The organism is Roseovarius aestuarii (assembly GCF_019966515.1).
GTDB classification, from domain to species: Bacteria; Pseudomonadota; Alphaproteobacteria; order Rhodobacterales; family Rhodobacteraceae; genus Roseovarius; species Roseovarius aestuarii.
This window is the reverse complement of record NZ_JAIMIB010000004.1, coordinates 59,910-82,691: the sequence shown is the minus strand read 5'-3', so window position 1 is coordinate 82,691 and position 22,782 is coordinate 59,910. Positions and strand designations below refer to the sequence as shown.

The window sequence follows — 22,782 nt, the reverse complement described above, 5'->3', positions numbered from 1 at the left end:
TGACCGATTTTCGTCAGACCCAATCAAAGGTGCGGACTAGAGCATATGTCGCCTGTAGGTCTACAAGACATACCTGCTCAAATCGGCCGATTTCATCAGCTCGCCCAGGTTGGCTTCGACGAAGGCTGAGTCGACGGTGATTTTCTCGCCTGACCGGTCCGGCGCTGTGAAGCTGAGTTCTTCAAAAACGCGCTCCATCACCGTGTAGAGGCGGCGGGCGCCGATGTTTTCAATGCTTTGGTTCACCTCAGCGGCGATCTTGGCCAGCGCCTTGATGCCGTTTTCGGTGAACTCGACCACCACTTCCTCGGTCCCCATCAGGGCGGTGTATTGCAGGGTGAGGGCATTGTCGGTCTCGGTCAGGATGCGGACGAAATCCTCTTCGGTCAGCGCGCGCAGCTCGACCCGGATCGGCAGGCGGCCCTGCAGTTCGGGCAAGAGGTCCGAGGGTTTGGCGATATGGAAGGCGCCGGACGCGATGAAAAGGATATGGTCGGTCTTGACCGGGCCATGTTTGGTGGAAACAGTGGTGCCTTCGATCAGCGGCAGCAGATCACGCTGCACGCCTTCGCGGGAGACATCGGCGCCGCGCGCGTCCGAGCGGGCGCAGACCTTGTCGATCTCATCCAGGAAAACGATGCCGTTCTGTTCAACCGCATCAAGGGCCGATTTGTTGACGGCCTCGTCATCCAGGAGTTTGTCGGCTTCTTCCCCGATCAGAATCTCGTAGCTGTCAGCGACGGTCATCTTGCGCCGCGTCGTGCGCCCACCCAGCGCCTTGCCGAACAGATCACCGAGGTTCATCATGCCCATCTGGCTGCCGGGCTGACCGGGGATGTCCATCATGCCCATCGGGTTCGAATGATCGGCCAAATCAAGCTCGATCACCGTGTCGTCCAGAAGGCCATCCTTGAGCTTCTTGCGGAACATGTCGCGGGTGCCTTCGCGGGCATCTTCCCCGGCGATGGCGGAAATCACGCGTTCCTCGGCGGCGGCGTGGGCATTGGCCTTGACGTCCTCGCGCATCTGTTCGCGGGTCTGCAGGATCGCTGTGTCCACCAGATCGCGGATGATCTGTTCGACATCGCGGCCGACATAGCCCACCTCGGTGAACTTTGTGGCCTCGACCTTGATGAAGGGGGCGCGGGCAAGCTTGGCGAGGCGGCGGGAGATTTCGGTTTTCCCCACACCGGTCGGTCCGATCATCAGAATGTTTTTTGGGTAGACCTCGTCGCGCAGATCGTCCGACAGTTGCTTGCGGCGCCAGCGGTTGCGCAGGGCGACGGCGGTGGCGCGTTTGGCGTCTTTCTGGCCGATGATGAAACGGTCAAGTTCGCTGACGATTTCGCGCGGGGTGAGGTCGGTCATTGAGGTCTCCGGTGTCGTGATGGGCGGAACCTAAGCATGGGGGGCGAAAAGGCAAGCGGTGATCGGAAGATCACGCGGAATGAGGTATGCGTGAAGCGCTGTTACAAAGGGTACCGTTACGACACGAGCGCGTTATCTATCCGAAGATTGAAACAACAAACCGGAGGACAGATCATGATCAATCGTCGTGGATTTTTTAAGACCGCAGGTGGCGTAGGCGCGGCACTGGCGCTGGGTGTCTCGGCATCGCCAGTTCTGGCGGCCGCACATGGCAAGAAGGGCACTGGCACATTTGAAGGCCGCAGCAATCATGAAACCAGCGGATCGGTCAGGGTCATCGAAGAAGACGGTCGGACTTTTGTTGAGTTGGGTGAGGATTTCTCGTTGGACGGCGGGCCGGATCCGCGCGTCGGTTTCGGCAATGACGGCACCTATGATGGCGAGAACGGCTATCTTGCCGCGCTTCTGAGCCTGAATGGCAAGCAACGCTATGCCGTGCCGTCGACAATGGACGTGTCGGCGTTCAACGAGGTTTACATCTGGTGCGATGTGGCCAGTGTGCCTTTGGGCGTCGCAAGCCTGCATCCGTAAGCTCCCCTTCCCCTCGGGGAGCTGAAAGGTGTTTCGCGCGATATCTTCCCTCAAGCATGTGCGAAACCCCGGGGCTGGTGGCAAATTTGCTGCCAGCCTTCCCTTTTTGGCGGGCAGGAGCTACGTGGGACTCGGAAGTTAACGATGGCCGCTTTGCGGACATAGCAGACATTTACCTGTCCGAGACTGAAAACTTGTCCTGAGCTTTCTTCATAGCGTTAGAACAACGTGCTTGCTAGACAGTACTGAACAGCTAGATGGACTTCCCTTGCTAAGTCGCTATCACCACAAATCAGAAAGCATATCCACCCGGTTCTGAAGCGTTTGGGCTTTCAGAAGATCGACTTCGTTTGGCACCTTGAAAAGGGTGATGATTGGTTGGTGCAGGTTGAAACGAAATCCAGTAAATTTGGCGATGAGGGGCTGTATCATCTGGAAGTCGATATTGGATTTTTTTCTCGTGTGCTTGATGACTTGATGGGCTGGTTGCGTCGGGCGGGATTTGATGAGCACAGTCGGAATTCCATGCCAGTGGGTGTCGGAAGGTGTCATTTCGAGGCAAGTCTTTTTGATTTCAATGAAAATGCTGAATGGATCGGAGTGCCGGACAATCTGTTTCTTCCCAAAGATGAGACCGTCGAACCCGCTATTGCTGAGATTGCCGAAAAGTTGGAGATTGTAGTGCCGTTGAGCTTCGATAGATATGCAAGTTATGAGAGCCTCATAAATTGCAAACGACAAAGGATTGGTCGGAGTTCTCAATCCAAACAGGCGAGCATGTATGCGGCGGCAGCTTGTATTAAACTAGGCCATATCAATGAAGCTCGTGAACTTCTCGAAGATGCCGTTCGTCCCGGTTCAACCCAGTTCATGAAAGATGTTGGCGCGCGTTTGAGCAAGATTGTTGAGATGTCAGAATAGCAAACAGCCTTGCTGAGGGTTCCGAACTTTTGAACTTGGATGCTCGTCCGCTTTGGGTTCATTGCTGACTTTTGTGATCGTGTTTAATCCGGCTGAATTTCGCTGCCCGCTCATCCACATGGTTTTGGCTTGGCAAGCAGCGCAAACTTCCCTATAGAGCGCCGTTATACATGCGCGTGATGCCCGCTCAGGCAAGAATCAATCCCGAGAGATCGGGGCCCGGTTCGGGGTATGCACGCGTCACACAACAGACACTGAACCAGATCAAGGGTTAGATTCACATGGCCAACTCGGCACAGTCAAAGAAACGGGCACGTCAGAACGAAAAGCGTTTTGCTGTCAATAAAGCGCGCCGGTCGCGCATCCGCACCCACCTTCGTAAAGTCGAAGAGGCGATCGCCTCGGGTGACAAAGATGCCGCAGTTGCTGCGCTGCGTGCCGCTCAACCCGAGCTGATGCGCGGGGTCACCAAGGGTGTCTTCCACAAGAACACCGCATCGCGCAAGATTTCGCGCTTGTCGGCCCGCGTGAAGGCCATTGGCTGAAGAAGTCTGCATAAAGTATTGATCGCAAAAGGCGCCGGTTCATCGGGCGCCTTTTTTATTGCGTATTTCTTAACGCACACGACAGATTCTTTTTGCCCAAAGCGCTTGTCAAGGAAGAAGAGTAGTTGCCCGAGCACAGTCCGACTTGTTAGTTTCGTGAGGCGATTCACGCTTGGGGGGACAGGCTGCTAACGGATCCGGACCGTCTTATGGGGATAAGATAGGTGGATCCGCTCGGGGGAAACCCCGGCCATGTCTTACAGGTTTGTGCCGCAACACATGATACTTAAGCAACGTTGGTCTGACAGGGCCTGAAGCTGACATGTGATGTGGTAAATCAGGTCCGATTGAGGGGCTTTCCGCCGGTTGCATCAGCAATCGGAAGGAGAGGTCTTGTGTCGGACGTCTGGGCGGCGTCGCTGAGCAGCGGAGGCAGGGGAGTGTCTGCGCATATACGGACAGGTGCAGCGTGTGAAACGGGGAAGTATGACACAGGAACAATGGGGCGAACTGAAAAAAGAACTGCTGAAAACGGTAGGCTCGCATAACTACAAGAACTGGATCGAGCCACTGGAGTTGAATGGCGTATCGGATGATGGCGTCGCGACGTTCAGTGTACCGACCAGCTTTTTGGGCAACTATGTATCTCGGGAATATGGCGATCTGATCCAGTATCAGATCAGGTCGCTGCTGCCGGAAATCAGGCGGCTCCGGTTCCAGGTTGCGGCCAACTCGGCAGCGAAACCGAAGGTGCCTGCCAGCACCACCTCACAACCGGCGATGATCCAGAACGATGGCTTGATGCCGGCGGCGCCACTTGATGAGCGCTTTACCTTCGATACGTTCGTGGTTGGCAAGCCTAACGAACTGGCCCATGCCGCTGCCAAGCGCGTGGCTGAGGGCGGCCCTGTCACCTTCAACCCGCTCTTTCTTTATGGTGGCGTGGGTCTTGGTAAAACCCATCTTATGCATGCCATCGCCTGGGAATTGCAGGCCCGCCGCCCGGACCTGAACGTGGTCTACCTGTCAGCGGAACAGTTCATGTACCGTTTTGTGCAGGCGTTGCGTGACCGCAAGATGATGGATTTCAAACAGGTGTTCCGCTCGGTCGATGTGCTGATGGTGGATGACGTGCAGTTCATCGCTGGCAAGGACAGCACGCAGGAGGAGTTCTTCCATACCTTCAACGCGCTGGTAGACCAGAACAAGCAGATCATTATCTCGGGCGATCGCGCGCCCGGTGAGATCGAGAATCTGGAAAACCGCATCAAGTCGCGTCTGCAATGCGGCCTTGTGGTTGATCTGCATCCCACCGATTACGAACTGCGCCTGGGCATTCTGCAATCCAAGGTCGAAACCTTCGGTCAGCAATATCCCGAGCTTGAGATGAGTCAGGGCGTGCTGGAGTTTCTGGCCCATCGGATCAGCACCAATGTTCGCGTGCTCGAAGGTGCGATGACCCGGCTTTATGCTTTTGCCTCGCTGGTCAAACAGCCGATCACGCTGGAGCTGACGCAGGATTGCCTGGCCGATGTTCTGCGCGCGTCCGAGCGCAAGATCTCGATCGAGGAAATCCAACGCAAGGTCTCGGATCATTTCAACATCCGCCTCAGCGACATGATCGGCCCCAAACGTGTGCGCAACTTTGCCCGTCCGCGGCAGGTGGCGATGTATCTGTGCAAGCAGATGACCAGCCGGTCGCTGCCGGAAATCGGCCGTTGCTTTGGCGGGCGCGACCACACCACCGTCATGCATGGCGTCAAGCGTATCGAAGAACTACGCGCACAGGACGGGCAGATTGCCGAAGACCTGGAGCTTTTGCGTCGTACGCTCGAAAGCTGAGTCCTATTCACCACGCTTTTCCCCGCCCGGGCGCTGCTTTGGGCGGGGTTCTCTTGACCCTCCGGCCATTACAGCGGAAAACGCAAGAAAAGGCTTGAGCCGAAGGCGTAAGTTGCTACCTTGCCCTTCCGGCGTTGCATCGGCACTTGAAGGGGAGCAAGGGTATGAAACTCAGCATCGAACGTGGGGCGCTGCTCAAGGCCGTCAGTCAGGCGCAATCGGTTGTCGAACGGCGCAACACCATCCCGATCCTTGCCAATGTCTTGATCGAAGCCGAGGGCAGCGACGTGAATTTCCGCGCCACCGATCTGGATATCGAAGTGGTCGACAAGGCCTCCGCCCAGGTCGAACGCGCCGGGGCCACCACCGTTTCCGCCGTCACTTTGCACGAGATTGTCCGCAAGCTGCCGGATGGCGCGCTGGTGACACTCATCGATGATGGCACTTCGGGTCGGCTGACGGTCGAGGCGGGCCGGTCGAACTTCAATCTTGCAACGCTGCCAAAAGAAGATTTCCCGGTCATGGCGTCGTCCGAATATGCCTGCAACTTCTCGGCCAAAGCGCCGGATTTGCGGCGGCTTTTCGACAAATCGAAATTCGCGATTTCGACCGAGGAAACACGCTATTACCTGAACGGTGTCTACATGCATGTGGCCGATGCGGAAGGCGGCAAACAGCTACGTTGCGTCGCCACCGATGGCCACCGGCTGGCCCGTATCGACGCTGATTTGCCCGAAGGTGCCGCGGACATGCCCGGCGTCATTGTTCCACGCAAGACCGTGGGCGAGCTGCGCAAGCTGCTGGAAGATGACGACATGAAAATCGCCGTGTCGGTTTCCGAAACCAAAGTGCGTTTCGCCACGCCCGACATCACGCTGACCTCGAAAGTGATTGACGGCACCTTCCCCGATTACACACGCGTCATTCCGCAAGGCAATACACGCAAGATGGAGGTGGATGCGGCTGAGTTTGCCAATGCCGTCGATCGTGTGGCCACCGTCAGCTCGGAACGCTCGCGAGCGGTGAAGCTGGCGCTGGACGAAGACCGCCTGATCCTGTCGGTCAACGCCCCGGATAGCGGTGCTGCCGAAGAAGAGCTGGCCGTGGCCTATGGCGACGAGCGTCTGGAAATCGGCTTCAACGCCAAGTACCTGCTGGAGATCGCCAGCCAGGTCGATCGCGAAAACGCCGTCTTCCTCTTCAACTCCGCCGGGGATCCGACCCTGATGCGTGAAGGCAACGACACAAGCGCCGTCTATGTCGTCATGCCGATGCGTGTCTGAGGTGCGCGCTGATCTTACGGCAAGCCTAGGAATGTGCCTCGATCAGGCAATCAAGGAACTTCTTTAGCCGCCTGCCCTTGGACGCACTTTTTCGGATGATCGCGGACATGGTCGATGTGTAGGTCGCGGTGTCGTTGCGCAATTCCTGCATAAGCCCAGCGTCCTGGAATTGCTTTGCGGTGTGCGTCGGCAAAAACCCGAGATAGCGCCCCGACAGGATGAGAAGGGTAAGAGCTTCTTCATTCTGGACGAAGGCAGATTTACGCAGTCGCAGTTTCTGATGAATGGCCATATTGGGCGAATTGAAGCTCAGACCGGCGTAGGAGAATTTTCTGAGATTTTTCAACTCGTGCTTTTTGTCCGGCGTCCCAAAGAGTTCATGATCCTGCCCGCAATAGAGGCGCATATCTTCGGTATAGAGGTCATGATAGATCAACATCGGCGAGCGCCGGTGCAGCGGTACAATCCCCAGATTGAACTTGCCGTTGATGACCCCTTCTTCGGTGATGTTCGGCGGCTCCATTGATATGTCCAGTGTGACGCCCGGCGCGGCGTCGCGGAAATACTGGATAGCTTTGAACACCTTTGCCTCGGGGTTTGACGACGAATGGTCAAGACAGGCGATTCGAAGTTTGCCAGTAAGATCTGAGTGGGCTTCATCGAGTTGTTCCTGAAACCGGTCGATTGACACAAACAGATCATCCATCGCCTGCAAGACATGTTCGCCGTCGGATGTCAGGGAAAAGCCTGCCGGCCCCCGATGACAAAGCTTGAGACCAACCCGGGTTTCCAGATCCGATATGTGTTTGCTGATCGTGGATCTTCCGATATTCAGCTCGAATTCCGCGGCGCTGAACCCGCCGCAGGCAACCACGGCCTTGAAAATATCGAGCAACCTGATGTCGACATCGGTGACCCGATTGAGAACCTGTTTTTTGGCCACGTCAATGTTTCCAATTTAGCAAACTTTAAGTCACTAACTTTGTATTACCTGAACTCATACATCAACCTATAAGGTGATCATTGGCCAAATTCGTTAGTTAACGACTCTTGGCCTTTTGCTGCTAGACTGGTCTCACCAACGGAGGAATCTCTATGACAATCATGAAAAAACTGTCTACTGCCGCAGCTGCTGCTTCAGTCGCTGCACTGGCGTTTGCCGCCCCGGCATATGCCAAAAACTTCAAAATCGCCGTCGGGGACAGCGGCGGATCCAGCCAGGAAGCGACCGGCCTTGGCTTTGTCAAAGCGCTGGAAGAGCTGTCTGGTGGCAAACACACCGCGACCTTGTTTCTGAACGGTCAGCTTGGCTCGGAGCAGGACACCGTCAACGACGCGGCCATCGGTACGCTTGATATGTCGCTCCTGGCGATCAACAACATTACGCCGTTTTCGCCGTCCGTGGGCGTTTTCACGCTGCCATACGTTATCCTGAGCCTGGAAGATGCGGAAACGCTGACCCAGGGCCCGATCGGTCAGGAACTGACCGAGAACACCATCAACGACGCTGGCGTTCGGATCATCGCCTGGACCTATACCGGTTTCCGTCGCCTGACCAATTCGAAAAAGCCGGTGACATCTGTGGCTGACCTTGAAGGTCTGGTGATCCGTGTTCCCAAGAACGAGATCATGATCGATACCTACAAGGCCTGGGGTATCAGCCCGACACCGATGGCATGGTCGGAGACCTTTGCCGGTCTGCAAACCAAAGTTGTGGATGGTCAGGACAACCCCTACACCACGATCAACGCGATGAAGTTCTACGAAGTTCAGAAATATGTGACCAACATCCGTTACATCTTTTCGATCGAACCTCTGATCATCTCTGAAAGCGTGTTCCAGGAGCTTTCTGCCGAAGATCAGAACATCGTGCTGGAAGCCGGTAAAGCGGCTACCGCAGCGTCGGCACAGTTCCTGCGCGACAAGGAAGCTGAGATCAAGCAGATCCTGTTGGATAAAGGCATGCAGATCGATGACCCGGAAAATGGCGAGCAAGAGTTCATTGACCTGGCAACAGCAGCCGTCTGGCCGAAATTCTACGAAAGCATCGGCGGCGTTGACAAGCTGAACGCCGTGCTGGCCGCCATCGGCCGCGATCCTGTCTCGGAATAAAACACACTCTAACACAGGAAGGCGCCCACGGGCGCCTTCCTCATAAGACAGAGAGGGGCAAATGACAAAATTCTGGGGAATTCTCAACAATATAGAAAGCTACATATGTCGCACCTTACTTGCGATATTTGTGTGCCTGCTTTTCCTGCAGGTGGTCGTACGGACACTCTTCGATTTCTCATTCTCGTGGATTGAGGAAGCGTCAGTCTACATGTTCGTCTGGTTCGTGTTCTTTGGCGCCAGCTATGCCGCCAAGATGGGCGCGCATAACCGGGTGACATTCCAGTTCAAGTTTCTGCCGCCCCGCGCCATCAAATTTATTGAGGGGTTTGCCGATCTCTTCTGGATCTTCTTCAACGTTTATTTTGTCTATCTTTCAATCGACTTCATCTTCAACAAGATGAACAAGTTCCAGTCGTCGCAGACAATGGGCTTCCACCTGAGCTGGGTTTATATCGTCTTGCCGATTGCCTTCTCTCTGATGACCTTCCGGGTCCTTCAGGTGAATTACAAGAAAATCATTCTGAACGAAGATCTGCGCGATCCCGACGCGATCGACCTCGATGAGGTCCGCGCCGAGACCGAGGCCGCGGAAGCGGCACACAAGGAAGACATACGCGCCGAGATTGAAACGGCCCACAAAGATGAGCAGGGGGACAAATAATGGAATCGCAAATCGTACTCATACTGTTCGGTGGCTTCCTGCTGCTGCTGTTTATCGGTGCGCCGATCACAGTGGCGCTGGGCGTCTCGACGCTGATTTCGTTCATCTATCTGGGTGAAAATCCAATCAAGTTCGTTCAGATCGCCTTTACCTCAGTGGGTTCCTTCCCGCTGATGGCGCTGCCCGCGTTCATCCTGGCCGGGGCCTTGATGGAAGCTGCGGGGTTATCGCGAAGGCTTATCAACGTGGCCGAAAGTTTCGCCGGGCCTTTCACCGGCGGAATGTCGGCGGCGACGGTCTTTGCCTGCCTGTTCTTTGGCGCGATCTCGGGTTCTGGCCCGGCCACGACCGCAGCCGTAGGCATGCTGATGATCCCGGCAATGATCGAGCGGAACTACAGCCGGAGTTATTCGTCGGCGATTACGGCCTCTTCGGGTGGTCTGGGCATCGTTATCCCGCCCTCGATCCCGCTGATCATCTTTGGCATTGCGGCCCTGGGCATGCCTGCCCCGCCCGCCGCGGTGGAACAGCACGGCGTGTTCCAGACGGTTTCGATCCCGAAACTGTTCATCGCCGGGTTTATGCCTGCCTTCCTGATTGCCGGCAGCCTTTTGATCATGAACTATATCCTGGCCAAGAAACACGGTTACAAAGGCAACACGGAAGGCTGGTCCGCGCGCCATATCTGGTGCGAGATGTATCGCGGCTTCTGGGCGCTGATGGCGCCGGTGGTGATCCTTGGCGGCATCTATTCGGGCTTTTTCACCCCGACCGAAGCGGCTATCGTCGCGATCTTCTACACGTTGATCGTCGGCGCGTTCATCTACCGCGAACTCAGCTGGGAGAAACTGTTCACCGCGCTTGAAACCACGACCTGGCTAACCGGACGGGTGCTGCTGATCATGTTCACCGCGACGGTGTTTGGCCGTCTTCTGGTCGAAAACCAGATCCCGGCGATCATCGCCGAGGGGATGCTTTCGATCACGGACAGCATCTATGTGATCTGGACGCTGGTGATCTTCTTCCTGCTCTTCGTGGGCATGTTCATGGAGACTCTGGCAACGATCCTGATTCTGGTGCCGGTGATGCTGCCGGTGGCCTATTCGGTGGGGATTGATCCGATCCACTTCGGCGTGGTCATGGTCTGCTGCCTTGGCATTGGCTTCCAAACGCCGCCGCTGGGCGAGAACCTGTTCATCGCGTCAGGGATATCGAACATTTCGATCGAGAAGATTTCGGTGGCGGCACTGCCCTTCGCCTTCATCAACACGATTGCGATTTTTATCATCGCCTTCGTGCCGGAAATCTCGCTGTGGCTGCCCAGGTTCTTTGGATACTGATCCTGCGAACAGAAAAATAAGGAGCTGAATCATGCTACCACAAATCAAGGATATCCTGTTCGCAACCGATCTTTCCGCGAACGCAGATAACGCTTTGCGCCAGGCATTAGGTCTGGCGCAAGCCCACAACGCCAAGGTGCATGTCCTGCATGTGACCGAACCGCTGTCGCAGGATGCGGTGGTCACGCTGCAAATGTTCATGCAGGACGAGGCATCGCGCACAAAGGCGATCAAGGATCGGCACGCGTCGGTAAAAAAACTGCTCAAAGACAATCAGCAGGCTTTCGTCAATTCGCTGAATGAAGATGAAAAACACGCCTATGACGCTGTAAGCTCAGTAGAGCTTGTTGACGGGCATGCGGCTGAAACGATCTTGCGACGCGCAAAAGAATTGGGCTGCCAACTGATCGTCATGGGAACCCATGAACATGGGACGGGACATACCTTTATCGGAACTGTGGTGAAAAGAGTACTCAGGCGTTCACCCGTGCCCACGCTGGTCGTTCCCAACCCAGCCTAAATCAACCGTATCTCCCTGTAGACTTCATGGCGGCCTGTTGGCCGCCACTTTTTGTGGTGCATACGCGTTGTGTCGGCAGTCACTTTTTTGCCTCTGGTCAGCAACAGTCTCTCACGCTACTCAATTTGCATGACGCTTCACCTTGCCCGGCTCACGCTTTCGCACTTCCGTTCGCATAAGTCCGCGGTACTGGATCTGGATGCGCGGCCCATCGCCATTCATGGCCCCAACGGCTCGGGCAAGACCAATATCATCGAGGCGGTTTCACTGTTTTCGCCCGGCCGGGGTCTCCGGCGGGCGTCGGCGCAGGATATGGCCCGTCGGCCCGAAGCGCTGGGATGGAAGCTGACCGGTATCCTGCATTCGTTGCATCAGATCCACGAGGTCGAGATCTGGTCGGAAGAGGGCGCAGCCCGTCAAACCCGGATCGACGGCAAATCCGCCGCCCAGACCGCGCTTGGCCGCATTGCCCGCGTGCTCTGGCTTATCCCCGCGATGGACCGGCTCTGGATCGAAGGGGCCGAGGGGCGCAGGCGGTTCCTGGACCGGATGACGCTCAGCTTCTTTCCCGCCCATGCCGAGTTCTCGCTGGCTTATGACAAGGCCATGCGCGAACGTAACCGGCTGCTCAAGGATCAGGTGCGCGACGGGCATTGGTATGTCGCCGTCGAACGGCAGATGGCCGAGGCCGGGGTCGAAATCCATCAGAACCGCCTTGCCGCGCTGGCGCAGATCGCCGAGGCACAGGCGCGGGCGGAAACGGCCTTTCCTACCGCAGAGCTTGATCTGACCATGACCGAAGGCGAAATGCCGTTGACTGACTCTGATCTGCGGGATGCGCTTAGCGAAAGCCGCTTTCGCGATCTGGCCGCCGGGCGTACCCTGGTCGGTCCGCACCGCGCCGATCTTTACGGGGTTTTCGCCGCCAAGGGCATCCCGGCCCGCGATTGTTCGACCGGTGAGCAGAAAGCGCTGCTTGTCTCGCTGATCCTTGCCAATGCCCGAGCGTTGTCGGATGATTTCGGCGCGCCGCCACTTTTGTTGCTGGACGAGGTCGCCGCCCATCTTGATGCTGCCCGGCGCGCGGCGCTTTATGATGAAATCTGCGCCCTTGACGCGCAGGCCTGGATGACCGGCACTGGCGAAGAACTGTTCGCAGAGCTGGGCGATCGGGCGCAGCGTGTTGAAGTCACCGAACACGCGGGCGTTTCGAGCGTCCTGCAATGCTGAGTTTGTATTTCGACAGCGCTTGACGGGCGCTGCGCGATCCGCGCCCGCGACAGGCGCGCCCGAATTGTCATAGTGAGCTGGAAAACCACAAAATCTTGTGGTGACGACGTGACAATGCGCTCGGAAAATCGTATAAAATTGCCAAACGAACAGGGGAAATTCGCATGGCTGAACCCGCCGCGGCGCCGGAAGAATATGGCGCCGATTCTATTAAGGTTCTCAAAGGCTTAGAAGCAGTCCGCAAACGCCCAGGCATGTATATCGGGGATACCGATGATGGCTCGGGCCTGCATCACATGGTCTATGAGGTCGTCGATAACGGTATCGACGAGGCCTTGGCGGGTCATGCCGACCGCGTGACCGTCACAATTCATGCAGATTCCAGCGTGTCGGTCAGCGATAATGGCCGCGGTATTCCGGTTGAAACGCACGAGGAAGAGGGTGTTTCGGCGGCTGAGGTCATCATGACACAGCTGCATGCGGGCGGTAAGTTCGACAGCAATTCCTACAAGGTCTCGGGTGGCTTGCACGGCGTGGGCGTGTCGGTGGTCAACGCACTGTCAGACTGGCTGGAGTTGCGCATCTGGCGCAATGGCAAGGAACATATCGCCCGGTTCGAGGGCGGCTATACGGTCGATCACCTCAAGGTCGTGGGTGATGCCGAGGGTCGCAAAGGCACCGAGGTCCGTTTCCTTGCTTCCACCAATACCTTCTCTAATCTCGAATACAGTTTCGAAATGCTGGAAAAGCGCCTGCGCGAACTGGCGTTCTTGAATTCCGGTGTCCGCATTCTCCTGCGCGATGAACGCCCCGCCGAGGCGCTGGAAACCGAGCTGCATTACGACGGCGGCGTGAAGGAGTTCGTCAAATATCTCGACCGGCACAAGACCCCGATGATGCCCGAACCGATCTTTATCCTCGGCGAAAAAGACGAGATCGGGGTTGAGGTCGCGATGTGGTGGAATGACAGCTACCACGAGACGGTACTGCCCTTTACCAACAACATTCCACAGCGCGATGGCGGCACTCATATGGCCGGGTTCCGGGGCGCGCTGACGCGGACAATCAACAACTATGCCCAAAGCAGCGGCATCGCCAAGAAGGAAAAGGTCAGCTTTACGGGTGATGATGCGCGCGAAGGTCTGACCTGCGTTCTTTCGGTCAAAGTGCCGGATCCGAAATTCAGCTCGCAGACCAAGGACAAGCTGGTCAGCTCCGAGGTACGCCCTGCCGTTGAAGGGCTGATGAACGAGAAACTCTCGGAGTATTTCGAGGAAAACCCCAATGAGGCCAAGCTGATCGTCGGCAAGATCATCGAGGCAGCGCTGGCCCGCGAAGCCGCCCGCAAGGCCCGCGACCTGACCCGCCGTAAGACTGCGATGGATGTGAATTACTTGGCGGGCAAGCTCAAGGATTGTTCTGAAAAAGACCCGTCCAAGACCGAGCTTTTTCTCGTCGAGGGTGACAGCGCCGGTGGGTCGGCTCAGACGGGTCGCGACCGGGGTACGCAGGCGGTGCTGCCGCTGCGCGGAAAAATTCTGAACGTCGAACGGGCGCGGTTTGACCGGATGCTGGGCAGCCAGGAGATTGGCAATCTCGTCATGGCGCTGGGTACCGGGATCGGGCGGGACGAGTTCGACATCTCGAAACTGCGTTACCACAAGATCGTCATCATGACGGATGCGGACGTGGATGGCGCCCATATCCGAACGCTGTTGCTGACCTTCTTCTACCGGCAGATGCCGGAACTGATCGACGGCGGCTATCTCTATATCGCTCAGCCACCGCTGTTCAAGGTGATGCGCGGCAAATCCGAGGTCTACCTAAAGGATCAACCGGCGCTTGAGGAATATCTGATCGCGCAGGGCACTGAAGATGCCATTCTACGCCTTGGGACCGGCGAGGAAATCATCGGTCAGGATCTGGTGCGTGTCGTTGAAGAGGCGCGGCAGATCAAACGTATCCTTGAGGCTTTCCCCACTCATTATCCACGCCACATTCTGGAACAGGCCGCCATTGCCGAGGCGTTTGTGTCGGGTCGTGTCGATGCCGACCTGCAGGGTGTCGCCGATGCGATTGCCAAGCGGTTGGACCAGATCGCGTTGGAATACGAACGCGGCTGGCAAGGACGTCCAACGCAGGACAAGGGTATTCGCCTCAGCCGCAGTTTGCGCGGAGTGGAGGAAGTGCGCACGCTGGACGGACAGGTGCTTCGCTCGGGCGAGGCGCGTAAGCTGGGGCAGCTTTCTGCATCGGTGCGGGAGGTTTACACGCTGCCTGCGTCATTGGTGCGAAAGGACCGCTCGCAACTCATTCACGGGCCGATCGACCTGCTGAACGCGATCCTTCAGGAGGGCGAAAAGGGCCTGACGTTGCAGCGCTACAAGGGTTTGGGTGAGATGAACCCAGATCAGCTATGGGAAACCACGCTGGACCCCGATGCGCGCACATTGTTGCAGGTCCGGGTGGATGACGTGGCCGAGGCTGATGACTTGTTCACAAAGCTGATGGGCGATGTGGTGGAGCCGCGGCGCGAGTTTATCCAGCAAAATGCCCTGAACGTCGAAAACCTGGATTTCTGATGCCGGGCGAGGATTAGCGGTTATCGCAATCCGTTGCGTGCGATATGTGTGGCCAGATCAAGGATCACCCGGCCGCGCGCCCGTGCAATGGCCTGTGGGCCGCCCGCCGGATCGAAGGGCACTGCCAGATTAAACAGGCCCGAGCGTTCGCGGCGGCCATCGGTGACCCCGACGAAATACTGACCCGCCGCCCGGAACTGCCCGTCGGCCCCGGCCAACAGGCTTTCGAACCGCACATCAAGCCGCGCATCGGGGAAGGCTTCGAATGGCCAGGGCTCCGACGCGACGCGAGCGCCAGAAAGACGCGCCAGATTGCCCGCAAGTTCAAGAGCAACCGCGCGTTCGGGACTGTCGGCCCAGAGCGTGCCGCTGTCGGTTACCAGTTTGCCGGTTTCATCCTGCACTGCGATTTCGTCGGCGGCGGCATAGGTCGGCAGCGATACGTCGCGGATTTCGACCGCGCGGAAACTGATGCGGGTCTGTTCCGAGATGGCGGGTGATGTCACGGGATAAAGGTCGGGCGTGCCACCGCAGGCCGTAAGCGCCAGGGCGATCCCGAATAGGGCAGGTTTGAATATCGTCATGTCATCTTCCCCGTATCAATGCGCTTGGATTGCGTTCCAGCATACGCGCCAGCGACGCCATTGCATCGGCGGCTTTCGAGATATCGCGTAACGCCGACTGCGCCTCGCGGCTGAGCACCTCGCCCTTGTTATAGCCTGCGATCGTGGCGTTGGCCTGATCCAGCACCGCGCGCATGCGGTCAACAAGAGCGGGCAGATCCTGCGTCGATGTCGCCACCGCATCGGCGGCTTTGCGTGTCGAGTCGAGCGTGGCGTTTATGTTCGTGACGGCGCCACCAGCGCGCAGTTCGGCCAGCGTGGCATTTATCTCTTGCAGGGCGGCGCCAAGATCGGCGGGTAGCTGGCGCGCGGCTTCGGTGGCTAGAATGCCGTCAGCGGATTTTACCAGCTCGGTCAGTTGCATCGCCAGCTCTTCCACCGGCAGTGATTCTGCCTTGGCTGCCACCGCTTCAATTTGCGTGACCAGAGCGGGCACGCCCTCGACCGAGGCAGAGACACCCTTGGCAGCCTCTGCCGCTGCATCAACCGCCGCCGCAAGCCGGTTTGCCAGTTCCTGTTCTTCCAGCTGAGCCATCAGGGTTTCAAATCGGGTGATGGTTGCGTTCAGGGCGATGGGAATATTTCTCACATCTTCCGAGGTCACGATCTGGCGGACATCACCCAGAAGGGCGCGGACATCCTGCGGTGTTTCGCGCAGGTCTTCGTCCGAGATGAACGCCTCGGCGCTGTCGAGGAATTCGATCGCGCTGTTGAGAAGCTCTTCTATCGGTAGGTTGTTGATCCGGCCGAAGACGCCTTCGAAAGTAGCGGAGGCATCGGAAACCTCGCTGTCCGTCGTCGGGAGCAGAGGAACGATATCTTCGTCGATCAGAAGTACCGCGGCGGGAGCATTATCAACCTGCACCAGTTCGATCTTGAGCCCGCCCGTCAGCAGACTGGCCGAGGCAAGGCGCGCGCGCAGCCCTTCGCCGACCCGTGTCGACAGGAAAGCCAGCGCTGCCTCGGGCGTGACCTCGTCCGGTAATCCAAGGCGTGCGGGCTGGATCGACAGCACAGCATTCAGGCGCACCCGGCTATCGCCAAACTCATCCGGGTCGATAATGCCTGCCACACTTTCGACCTTGCCGATCTTGAGTCCGCTCAGCTCGACCGGGGCGTCAACGGCAAGGCCGGAAATATTGTCGTCAAAGACAACGCGCAATTCAATGGTTTCGACCTCGGAAGCGTTGAAGATGCTGTTTCGGGCTGCGGCCTTGTCGGCATAGACCTCGAATACGCTACCGTCCTGAACGCGGCCTCCGCCCGATACAAACGTGTCGAAGGTGATGCCGCCGCTGACCAGCGTAGCGAAGGAAGAGAAGTCGATCTCCGCGCCCGAGGCGCCAACGGAAAAGGTAAAACCCGAGGCATCCCAGAACCGGGTTCTGGGTGTGATCAAATTTGTATGTTCTTCAAATATGACAGCCTCGGCAATGGCGAAATTGCCCTCGCGCGAGATGGCGGCCTTGCCCACCCGCCCCACTTCGATGCCGCGAAACAGGATCGGACTGTTATCGGTCAGGCTGCCGCCGGGGGTCGTGCGCAACGCGATCTGAAGCCCGTCCTGGTCTGATCGGAATAAAGGCGTGTCGGACAGGCCCTTGAAACGAGTTTGCTCGGCGCCGATCTCGTTATCCCAGGAACCTTCGATATAGACCCCGGACAGCACTGTATCGAGGCCGCTGATGCCGCGGGTGGTTAGTTCGGGCCGCACCACCCAGAAGGTAGATGTGGCATCGACGTAAGGTGCAACGGTCTTGTCAAGACGCACGCTGACCACGACAGCGGACAGGTCGTCGGTAAATTCGACATCTTCGACAACGCCCACGCTGATATCGCGATAGCGCAGATCTGTCTCGCGTTCGGCGATACCGGCGCCGTTTTCAAATACGATCTCGATCACCGGTCCACGGTCATTGTAGCTTTGCCAGGCAACGCCCAAGGCAATCGCAAGCGCCAGCAGCGGGATCACCCAGACGATGGAAAAACGGCTGAAAAACGATGCGCGCGCAGGCACGATCTGTACCGTTTGCGGTGTGTCACTCATACGCGCGCTCCTTCATCACCCGACTGTACGTCCCAGATCATGCGACTGTCGAATGCCTGTGCCGACAGCATGGTGAAAATCACCGACAGGGCAAAAAACAGGCTGGCACGACCCGGATTGACAGCGGCCAATGTATTCAACTGGACCAGTGAGGACATGATCGCAACCACAAAGATGTCGATCATCGACCAGCGCCCGATATATTCAACCACTTCATAGAGTATCTGGCGTTGGTGGTTCGAGGCGGTTGACCTGCGACTGACCGAGAGGGCGAGAAAGGCAATCGCCAGAAACTTGCCGATCGGAATGACGACGCTGGCGATCAGGATGATCAGGGCGATGCCTACGGCGCCGTGGTGCATAAGCTCGATGGCGCCGCCGACGATAGTGTCTTCTTGCACGCTCAGCAGGGTGCGGGTTTGCAGCATGGGATAAAGGTTGGCGGGCACATAGCACAGCAGCCCCACAAGCCAGAGCGCCCAGACCCGTTGCAGGCTTTTTTCGTCACGCGACACGATGGCATGACCGCAGCGGCCACAGGTATTGGTGCCCCGCTTCCAGACCCGCGAACAGCGGGTGCAGGCGACGACGCCAAGTTCGCGCGCGCTTATGATGTCCGGGTTTTGTCCAGCGAGTTCCATACCGACCACCTGCACAGGAAATTGTCCTGTGCCACAACAAGAAGAACCAGCGCGGCAAACATCCAGAACGCCGGGCCGAATGCCACATCCGCCAGATCGCTGATCTTGACCAGAGCCACCGCACAACCGATGGCAAAAATCTCGGCCATTGACCACGGCCTGAGCGCTTCGGATAACCGGAAGGCCTGCGTGGCGCCGCGCGCGGGCGGGCGGTCCAGCACGATGGGAAGAAGCACGTAGATCGCCAGCATGACCCGCGCCAGTGGCACAAAGATGATGAGCGCCGCCGTCGTCAGGGCCAGGAAGATAAGTACGCCGTGATCAAAAGCCAGTGCCGCATCAAGGATCGAGACGGAGTTGCTGGCCCCCGCCGCCTTGATTGTCAGAAACGGAAACACCGTGGCCGCGATGATCAGGATCACCACCGCCAGCGATACGGCGATGATCTGCAACCCGGCCTTTCGGCGCGGGGTAATCAGCACGGTCCGGCAGCGCTGACAGACGGCCCTTTCGCCGACCCCGGGTCGTTGCAGGGTATAGACCGCATCGCATTGCGGACAGACGATCAGTTGATCGAGGGGAATCGGGCGCGCGTCAGTCATCAGATAGACCTAGCGCATTTTCAGGCAGCGCAACATGGGAACCATGCGGCCCCTGACATCACATACGACGCAAGAGGTATGTATCCATGATCCAGCCATGCGCGGCACGTGCCGTGGCGCGGGTGTCCACGATCCGTGGCCCGGCCTCGGACAACGGGCCGCTTTCCAGCACTTGTTCGTCCATGCCCAGAAAGGCGCCCCACCAGATATGCAGCCCTTCCGGGTCAAGCTGCTGAAAGCTGCACTCACCATCCAGCATGACCACCAGCGTTTCGGCATTGTCGGGCCAGCCGTTATCCCGCAGCTGCCGCCCGGTGGTCACCGTTACCGGACCGTTCACCGTGTTGAAAGGGATGGCATGGGCCGACGTCAGCGCCTGGAGCGCGGTTACACCCGGCACGACGCGCAAAACGGGTTGCGGCGACAAGCGTTCGGCGATGCGCAGCGTGCTGTCGTAAAGCCCCGGATCGCCCCAGACAAGCAGGGCAACGGGACCGTCGATCTGAGCCTCGGCAATAGCGGCGGACCAACGCAGGGCGATCTCATCATGCCAGCGCGACACCCGGTCCTGATAGGGCAGGCTGTCATCGCGTACAGGCATGTCGAAGGGCAGCACCCGGGCGCTTGCCCCGGCATCATCCAGTATCCGCCGACGTAAAGCGGCAAGATCATCCTTGCCCTCGCCTTTGCGCGGCAACAGGATCACCGCCGCATCGCGTAGTGCCTGCTGCCCTTCAAGCGTGATATGCGCGTGCGAGCCCGTGCCAATGCCGACAAGCCAGAGATCACGGATCATGTTGGTGTCCAGACATAAAAATGCCCGGCTCCTGATGCCAGGAGCCGGGCGGCATACATCAGCTTACGCTGCGTTGTAGAGGCGCTGCGTCAGAAGGCCCGAACCGGCCATGCCGCGAGCCGATTTGGCGATTGCCAGAACCGCAAGATCGGCAACCGGCTCGATCAGGATGACCAGCATGTAGGCTGCGCCGAAAGTCCAGACCGAGGTCAAGGTTTCGGCCGTAACGCCCTGACCGTAAAAGGCCCAGAAGGCAACCCAGGCGACAACACCGCCCTGATAGATGCCCGAAAGCTTGAGCACGTCGGCGTAGTTCAGATCGACATAGGCGCGGTCCTGCGGCATCAGGCGTTTGGCCAGCGCGCTTATGGTCAGCAGCGGCACCAACAGCGTGGTCACGTTGACGAAGAACATCGGCAGATCGGTCGGCGCGAAGAACATGCCCTGGATAAAGAGGCCAAGCGACAAGCCAACGGCGGCAGGTGCGGCGCCGAGCAACAGGAACAGCGTTGTGCCCAGAATGAAGTGTACTTCGGATACGCCAACCGGGAAATGCGGCAGTACTTCGAAGAAAATGAACGTGCCGACCGTGGCCATCATCGCGCGTGCGGTGAAGGAAACGGCGTTGCTCTGGGCGATATCCTTGAGTGCAAGCTTGGCGCTGTAACCCGTGGCGCCAGCCGCAGTTGTATAGGCCAGGGCCATTTTTGCCCCATCCACTATTCCGGGTTCGATATGCATTTTCGTCCTCTTTCGGTGCTGCCCCGCCGGCAGCGTTGGGGCCGCGAATGCGGCGGTTGGGTCACTTGCGGCAGGTCTCCTGACTTGCGGGTCACAGCGCTTTTGGCCTTCCCAGCCCCGTATTAACGGGCCAGTGGTCTTTCCTCGGCGCTCGCCGCTTACAGTTGCGGGGGCAGTCCGGGTCTTTCACCCGGTTCCCTTTTCAGTCACGAATGTGACACCGTAAGTCTTTCTGTCATATCAGTTGCGCACAATCGCACAAGAAAAAATGCGTCATGTTCAGGCTTGTAAGCGAAGTCAGAACTCGGCCAGCGGGCCATAAAGAATAAGCGCAGGTTTGTCGCCGATCTCAGTTGCCAGTTGCCGGGCCAGGTTACTGACCGTGCTGCGGGTTACCTGCTGCTCGGGTGTGCCCACCGCTTCGGCAAGGATCGCCGGTGTGTCGGCTGGCAGACCACGGGCCTGAAGCGCCTCGGCCAGTTTGGGAAATGTCCGCTTGCCCATGAAAACGACGGTACAGGCGCGAGCATCGGCCAGCGCGGCAAGGTCGATATCCTCGGGCAGGACACCATCGGCGTTATGGCCGGTCACGAACTGCACCCGCCGCGCCGTCAGTCGCCGTGTCAGCGGAATGCCGCAGGCCGCCGCTGCCGCGACGGCCGAGGGCACGCCGGGGATGATCTCATACTCGATCCCGGCGTCGCGCAGAGCTACAAGTTCTTCTTCAAGCCGTCCAAAAAGCCCGCTGTCGCCAGACTTCAATCGCACGATCCGCCCGCCCTCCTGTGCGTAATCCACCAGCAACCTGCTGACGTGATCCTGCCGGGGTGAGGGCCGGCCCGCGCGTTTTCCCACGCCCACCAGATCGGCGCCGGGGCGTGCGTGGGTCAGGATTGGGCCGGACGAGAGATCGTCAAACAGCACCGCATCCGCCCGTTTCAACCGATCTACCGCCTTGAGGGTCAGCAGTTCCGGATCACCGGGGCCGGAGCCTACGAAGCTGACAAATCCGCTCATGCCTCCTCCGGCGTGATCAGGTGAAAGAACGTGCCGGTGACATGGCCGCGATGGGATCCGGTTTCTGGCACCGGATTGCCATCGGCATCTGCCACCTGCGCCAGCGGGGCGTCAGGCTGGTCGAGAATGGTTGAATAGTGAAACTCGTGCCCGCGCAGGGCGGCGCCCGGTTCAAGCCCTGGCATCGACGCCTCCAGCACCGCGCGGCGATAGCCCAGATGGAACTTGCGCTTTTCGTAGGAGGTCACAAGGCCCAGAAGCCCTGCCATTTGGTGGTGTGTGCCTTCCTTGTCGATCAGCGCCGTGCCCAGCGCCATGTAGCCGCCGCATTCGCCATGCACGGGTCGGGTTTCGGCATGGGCGCGCAACCCGTTGAGAAAGGTGGTCGCAGCAGCCAGCTTGGCCGCATGCAGTTCCGGGTAGCCGCCGGGCAACCAGACGATATCCGCCGAGGAATCCGGAGCTTCATCCGCCAGTGGTGAAAACGGCAGGATTTCGGCGCCAGCATCACGCCAGCCCTTCAGCAGATGCGGATAGGTGAAGGAAAACGCCGCATCACGGGCCAGGGCGATGCGCTGCGCCGGCGGTTTGGGCAAGGTGCCTGCCGCGGGCGGTTTGGCAGAGGCCGCCGCCGCGCGGATCGTGGCAAGATCAACATGCTCGCGCAGGAAATCAGCGTAACCAGCAATTGCGGCCTCAAGGTCGGGGTGTTCGACCGCCTGAATCAGGCCCAGATGCCGCTCGGGCAAGGTCAGATCGCCACGCCGGGGCAACACGCCCAGCACCGGCAGGCCCGCGCGTTCCATCCCCAGTCGGGTCAGACGTTCATGACGCGGGCTGGCGACACGGTTCAGGATCACACCGGCAAAGGGCAGGTCGGGGGCATAGGTCTTGAAGCCCAGCGCCGTCGCCGCCGCCGATTGCGCCTGCCCGCCCACATCGATGACCAGCACCACGGGCCAGCCCATGCGCTGGGCGGTTTCGGCGCTGGAGCCGAACCCGGTCTGGCCGCGTGTCGCCACCCCGTCATAAAGCCCCATCGAGCCTTCGGCGACGCAGATATCAGCCCCGTCAGCCTGCGTCGCGATGGCACCCAACAACTTTTGGTCCATCGCCCAGCTATCAAGGTTAAAAGATGCCCGCCCGCTGGCGGCGCGGTGAAATGCCGGATCGATATAATCCGGGCCCGATTTGAACGGCTGCACTGTCAGGCCCTCGTCGCGCAGGGCCCTGAGCAGCCCAAGCATCACGGTAGTCTTGCCGGTGCCCGATGAAGGTGCGGAAATCAAAAGGCCCGGGGGCCATTGTGCGGTCATT

Annotated in this window: 21 protein-coding genes and 1 riboswitch; of the genes, 11 read left to right on the top strand and 10 right to left on the bottom strand. The window is 58.6% G+C overall.

Annotation, left to right across the window (positions count from 1 at the left end; translation table 11 throughout):
* Window positions 1-60 precede the first annotated feature (60 nt).
* Entirely contained in the window at window positions 61-1,368 is a 1,308-nt protein-coding gene (hslU, locus tag LC334_RS07370; protein WP_085799977.1) for an ATP-dependent protease ATPase subunit HslU, read from the bottom strand.
* Window positions 1,369-1,542: 174 nt separating this feature from the next.
* On the opposite strand from hslU, the gene LC334_RS07365 reads away from it, so the two are divergent.
* The 5 genes from LC334_RS07365 to dnaN all read left to right on the top strand — a co-directional run bounded on the left by LC334_RS07365 (window position 1,543) and on the right by dnaN (window position 6,550).
* Window positions 1,543-1,959 (top strand): DM13 domain-containing protein, encoded by a 417-nt coding sequence (locus tag LC334_RS07365; protein ID WP_085799978.1) that lies wholly within the window; start codon window positions 1,543-1,545, stop codon window positions 1,957-1,959.
* A 324-nt stretch (window positions 1,960-2,283) separates the two neighbouring features.
* Complete coding sequence (locus LC334_RS07360; protein WP_085799979.1) at window positions 2,284-2,880, top strand: hypothetical protein; 597 nt, start codon at window positions 2,284-2,286, stop codon at window positions 2,878-2,880.
* Between the two features lie 281 nt (window positions 2,881-3,161).
* Complete coding sequence (gene rpsT, locus LC334_RS07355) at window positions 3,162-3,425, top strand: 30S ribosomal protein S20 (protein WP_085799980.1); 264 nt, start codon at window positions 3,162-3,164, stop codon at window positions 3,423-3,425.
* A 486-nt stretch (window positions 3,426-3,911) separates the two neighbouring features.
* Entirely contained in the window at window positions 3,912-5,267 is a 1,356-nt protein-coding gene (gene dnaA, locus LC334_RS07350) for a chromosomal replication initiator protein DnaA (RefSeq protein ID WP_085799981.1), read from the top strand.
* 164 nt (window positions 5,268-5,431) lie between these two features.
* Entirely contained in the window at window positions 5,432-6,550 is a 1,119-nt protein-coding gene (dnaN, locus tag LC334_RS07345) for a DNA polymerase III subunit beta (protein WP_085799982.1), read from the top strand.
* A 25-nt stretch (window positions 6,551-6,575) separates the two neighbouring features.
* Here the strand turns inward: dnaN and LC334_RS07340 are convergent, their stop codons facing one another.
* Window positions 6,576-7,493 carry a LysR family transcriptional regulator gene (locus tag LC334_RS07340; RefSeq protein ID WP_085799983.1) on the bottom strand — a complete coding sequence of 306 codons (918 nt, stop codon included), beginning with the start codon at window positions 7,491-7,493 and terminating at the stop codon, window positions 6,576-6,578.
* Window positions 7,494-7,654: 161 nt separating this feature from the next.
* Between LC334_RS07340 and LC334_RS07335 the strand changes: the two genes are divergently transcribed.
* The 6 genes from LC334_RS07335 to gyrB all read left to right on the top strand — a co-directional run bounded on the left by LC334_RS07335 (window position 7,655) and on the right by gyrB (window position 14,998).
* Complete coding sequence (locus LC334_RS07335) at window positions 7,655-8,662, top strand: TRAP transporter substrate-binding protein (protein WP_370737942.1); 1,008 nt, start codon at window positions 7,655-7,657, stop codon at window positions 8,660-8,662.
* Between the two features lie 61 nt (window positions 8,663-8,723).
* Window positions 8,724-9,326 carry a TRAP transporter small permease gene (locus LC334_RS07330; RefSeq protein WP_085799985.1) on the top strand — a complete coding sequence of 201 codons (603 nt, stop codon included), beginning with the start codon at window positions 8,724-8,726 and terminating at the stop codon, window positions 9,324-9,326.
* The gene (locus LC334_RS07325; RefSeq protein ID WP_085799986.1) at window positions 9,326-10,666 is read left to right on the top strand and encodes a TRAP transporter large permease; all 1,341 of its coding nucleotides are present in this window, start codon (window positions 9,326-9,328) and stop codon (window positions 10,664-10,666) included. Before LC334_RS07330 ends, LC334_RS07325 begins: the two co-directional genes overlap by 1 nt.
* Before the next feature lie 31 nt (window positions 10,667-10,697).
* On the top strand, window positions 10,698-11,186 hold the full coding sequence (locus LC334_RS07320) for a universal stress protein (protein WP_085799987.1): 489 nt from the start codon (window positions 10,698-10,700) through the stop codon (window positions 11,184-11,186).
* Window positions 11,187-11,315: 129 nt separating this feature from the next.
* Complete coding sequence (recF, locus tag LC334_RS07315) at window positions 11,316-12,416, top strand: DNA replication/repair protein RecF (RefSeq protein ID WP_085799988.1); 1,101 nt, start codon at window positions 11,316-11,318, stop codon at window positions 12,414-12,416.
* Between the two features lie 164 nt (window positions 12,417-12,580).
* Entirely contained in the window at window positions 12,581-14,998 is a 2,418-nt protein-coding gene (gyrB, locus tag LC334_RS07310; protein ID WP_085799989.1) for a DNA topoisomerase (ATP-hydrolyzing) subunit B, read from the top strand.
* Between the two features lie 20 nt (window positions 14,999-15,018).
* Here gyrB and LC334_RS07305 read toward each other — a convergent pair whose 3' ends face one another.
* The 8 genes from LC334_RS07305 to LC334_RS07270 all read right to left on the bottom strand — a co-directional run bounded on the left by LC334_RS07305 (window position 15,019) and on the right by LC334_RS07270 (window position 22,781).
* The gene (locus LC334_RS07305) at window positions 15,019-15,582 is read right to left on the bottom strand and encodes a PqiC family protein (protein WP_085799990.1); all 564 of its coding nucleotides are present in this window, start codon (window positions 15,580-15,582) and stop codon (window positions 15,019-15,021) included.
* Between the two features lies 1 nt (window position 15,583).
* Complete coding sequence (locus tag LC334_RS07300; protein WP_085799991.1) at window positions 15,584-17,668, bottom strand: MlaD family protein; 2,085 nt, start codon at window positions 17,666-17,668, stop codon at window positions 15,584-15,586.
* The gene (locus tag LC334_RS07295) at window positions 17,665-18,309 is read right to left on the bottom strand and encodes a paraquat-inducible protein A (protein WP_085799992.1); all 645 of its coding nucleotides are present in this window, start codon (window positions 18,307-18,309) and stop codon (window positions 17,665-17,667) included. The genes LC334_RS07300 and LC334_RS07295 overlap by 4 nt, the downstream gene beginning before the upstream one ends.
* A complete protein-coding gene (locus LC334_RS07290; RefSeq protein ID WP_085799993.1) occupies window positions 18,276-18,911 on the bottom strand; it encodes a paraquat-inducible protein A in 636 nt (211 codons plus the stop codon). The genes LC334_RS07295 and LC334_RS07290 overlap by 34 nt, the downstream gene beginning before the upstream one ends.
* Before the next feature lie 58 nt (window positions 18,912-18,969).
* Complete coding sequence (cobF, locus tag LC334_RS07285; RefSeq protein WP_085799994.1) at window positions 18,970-19,707, bottom strand: precorrin-6A synthase (deacetylating); 738 nt, start codon at window positions 19,705-19,707, stop codon at window positions 18,970-18,972.
* A gap of 63 nt (window positions 19,708-19,770) precedes the next feature.
* Window positions 19,771-20,448 (bottom strand): energy-coupling factor ABC transporter permease, encoded by a 678-nt coding sequence (locus LC334_RS07280; RefSeq protein WP_085799995.1) that lies wholly within the window; start codon window positions 20,446-20,448, stop codon window positions 19,771-19,773.
* Between the two features lie 52 nt (window positions 20,449-20,500).
* Window positions 20,501-20,688, bottom strand: a riboswitch (cobalamin riboswitch).
* Between the two features lie 57 nt (window positions 20,689-20,745).
* Window positions 20,746-21,465, bottom strand: coding sequence for a uroporphyrinogen-III C-methyltransferase (gene cobA, locus LC334_RS07275; protein WP_085799996.1), 720 nt, complete (start codon window positions 21,463-21,465; stop codon window positions 20,746-20,748).
* Window positions 21,462-22,781 (bottom strand): cobyrinate a,c-diamide synthase, encoded by a 1,320-nt coding sequence (locus tag LC334_RS07270; RefSeq protein WP_370737941.1) that lies wholly within the window; start codon window positions 22,779-22,781, stop codon window positions 21,462-21,464. Before LC334_RS07270 ends, cobA begins: the two co-directional genes overlap by 4 nt.
* Window position 22,782 lies beyond the last annotated feature (1 nt).

What these genes read in the sequence shown, in the direction of transcription:
- LC334_RS07280 (WP_085799995.1), bottom strand. Translation starts at nt 20,448, where the DNA reads ATGCATATCGAACCCGGAATAGTGGATGGGGCAAAAATGGCCCTGGCC.
- LC334_RS07365 (WP_085799978.1), top strand. Translation starts at nt 1,543, where the DNA reads ATGATCAATCGTCGTGGATTTTTTAAGACCGCAGGTGGCGTAGGCGCG.
- gyrB (WP_085799989.1), top strand. Translation starts at nt 12,581, where the DNA reads ATGGCTGAACCCGCCGCGGCGCCGGAAGAATATGGCGCCGATTCTATT.
- LC334_RS07330 (WP_085799985.1), top strand. Translation starts at nt 8,724, where the DNA reads ATGACAAAATTCTGGGGAATTCTCAACAATATAGAAAGCTACATATGT.
- cobF (WP_085799994.1), bottom strand. Translation starts at nt 19,707, where the DNA reads ATGATCCGTGATCTCTGGCTTGTCGGCATTGGCACGGGCTCGCACGCG.
- rpsT (WP_085799980.1), top strand. Translation starts at nt 3,162, where the DNA reads ATGGCCAACTCGGCACAGTCAAAGAAACGGGCACGTCAGAACGAAAAG.
- LC334_RS07295 (WP_085799992.1), bottom strand. Translation starts at nt 18,309, where the DNA reads ATGGAACTCGCTGGACAAAACCCGGACATCATAAGCGCGCGCGAACTT.
- dnaA (WP_085799981.1), top strand. Translation starts at nt 3,912, where the DNA reads ATGACACAGGAACAATGGGGCGAACTGAAAAAAGAACTGCTGAAAACG.
- hslU (WP_085799977.1), bottom strand. Translation starts at nt 1,368, where the DNA reads ATGACCGACCTCACCCCGCGCGAAATCGTCAGCGAACTTGACCGTTTC.
- LC334_RS07335 (WP_370737942.1), top strand. Translation starts at nt 7,655, where the DNA reads ATGAAAAAACTGTCTACTGCCGCAGCTGCTGCTTCAGTCGCTGCACTG.
- LC334_RS07325 (WP_085799986.1), top strand. Translation starts at nt 9,326, where the DNA reads ATGGAATCGCAAATCGTACTCATACTGTTCGGTGGCTTCCTGCTGCTG.
- LC334_RS07300 (WP_085799991.1), bottom strand. Translation starts at nt 17,668, where the DNA reads ATGAGTGACACACCGCAAACGGTACAGATCGTGCCTGCGCGCGCATCG.
- LC334_RS07305 (WP_085799990.1), bottom strand. Translation starts at nt 15,582, where the DNA reads ATGACGATATTCAAACCTGCCCTATTCGGGATCGCCCTGGCGCTTACG.
- dnaN (WP_085799982.1), top strand. Translation starts at nt 5,432, where the DNA reads ATGAAACTCAGCATCGAACGTGGGGCGCTGCTCAAGGCCGTCAGTCAG.
- recF (WP_085799988.1), top strand. Translation starts at nt 11,316, where the DNA reads ATGACGCTTCACCTTGCCCGGCTCACGCTTTCGCACTTCCGTTCGCAT.
- LC334_RS07290 (WP_085799993.1), bottom strand. Translation starts at nt 18,911, where the DNA reads ATGACTGACGCGCGCCCGATTCCCCTCGATCAACTGATCGTCTGTCCG.
- LC334_RS07270 (WP_370737941.1), bottom strand. Translation starts at nt 22,781, where the DNA reads ATGACCGCACAATGGCCCCCGGGCCTTTTGATTTCCGCACCTTCATCG.
- cobA (WP_085799996.1), bottom strand. Translation starts at nt 21,465, where the DNA reads ATGAGCGGATTTGTCAGCTTCGTAGGCTCCGGCCCCGGTGATCCGGAA.
- LC334_RS07320 (WP_085799987.1), top strand. Translation starts at nt 10,698, where the DNA reads ATGCTACCACAAATCAAGGATATCCTGTTCGCAACCGATCTTTCCGCG.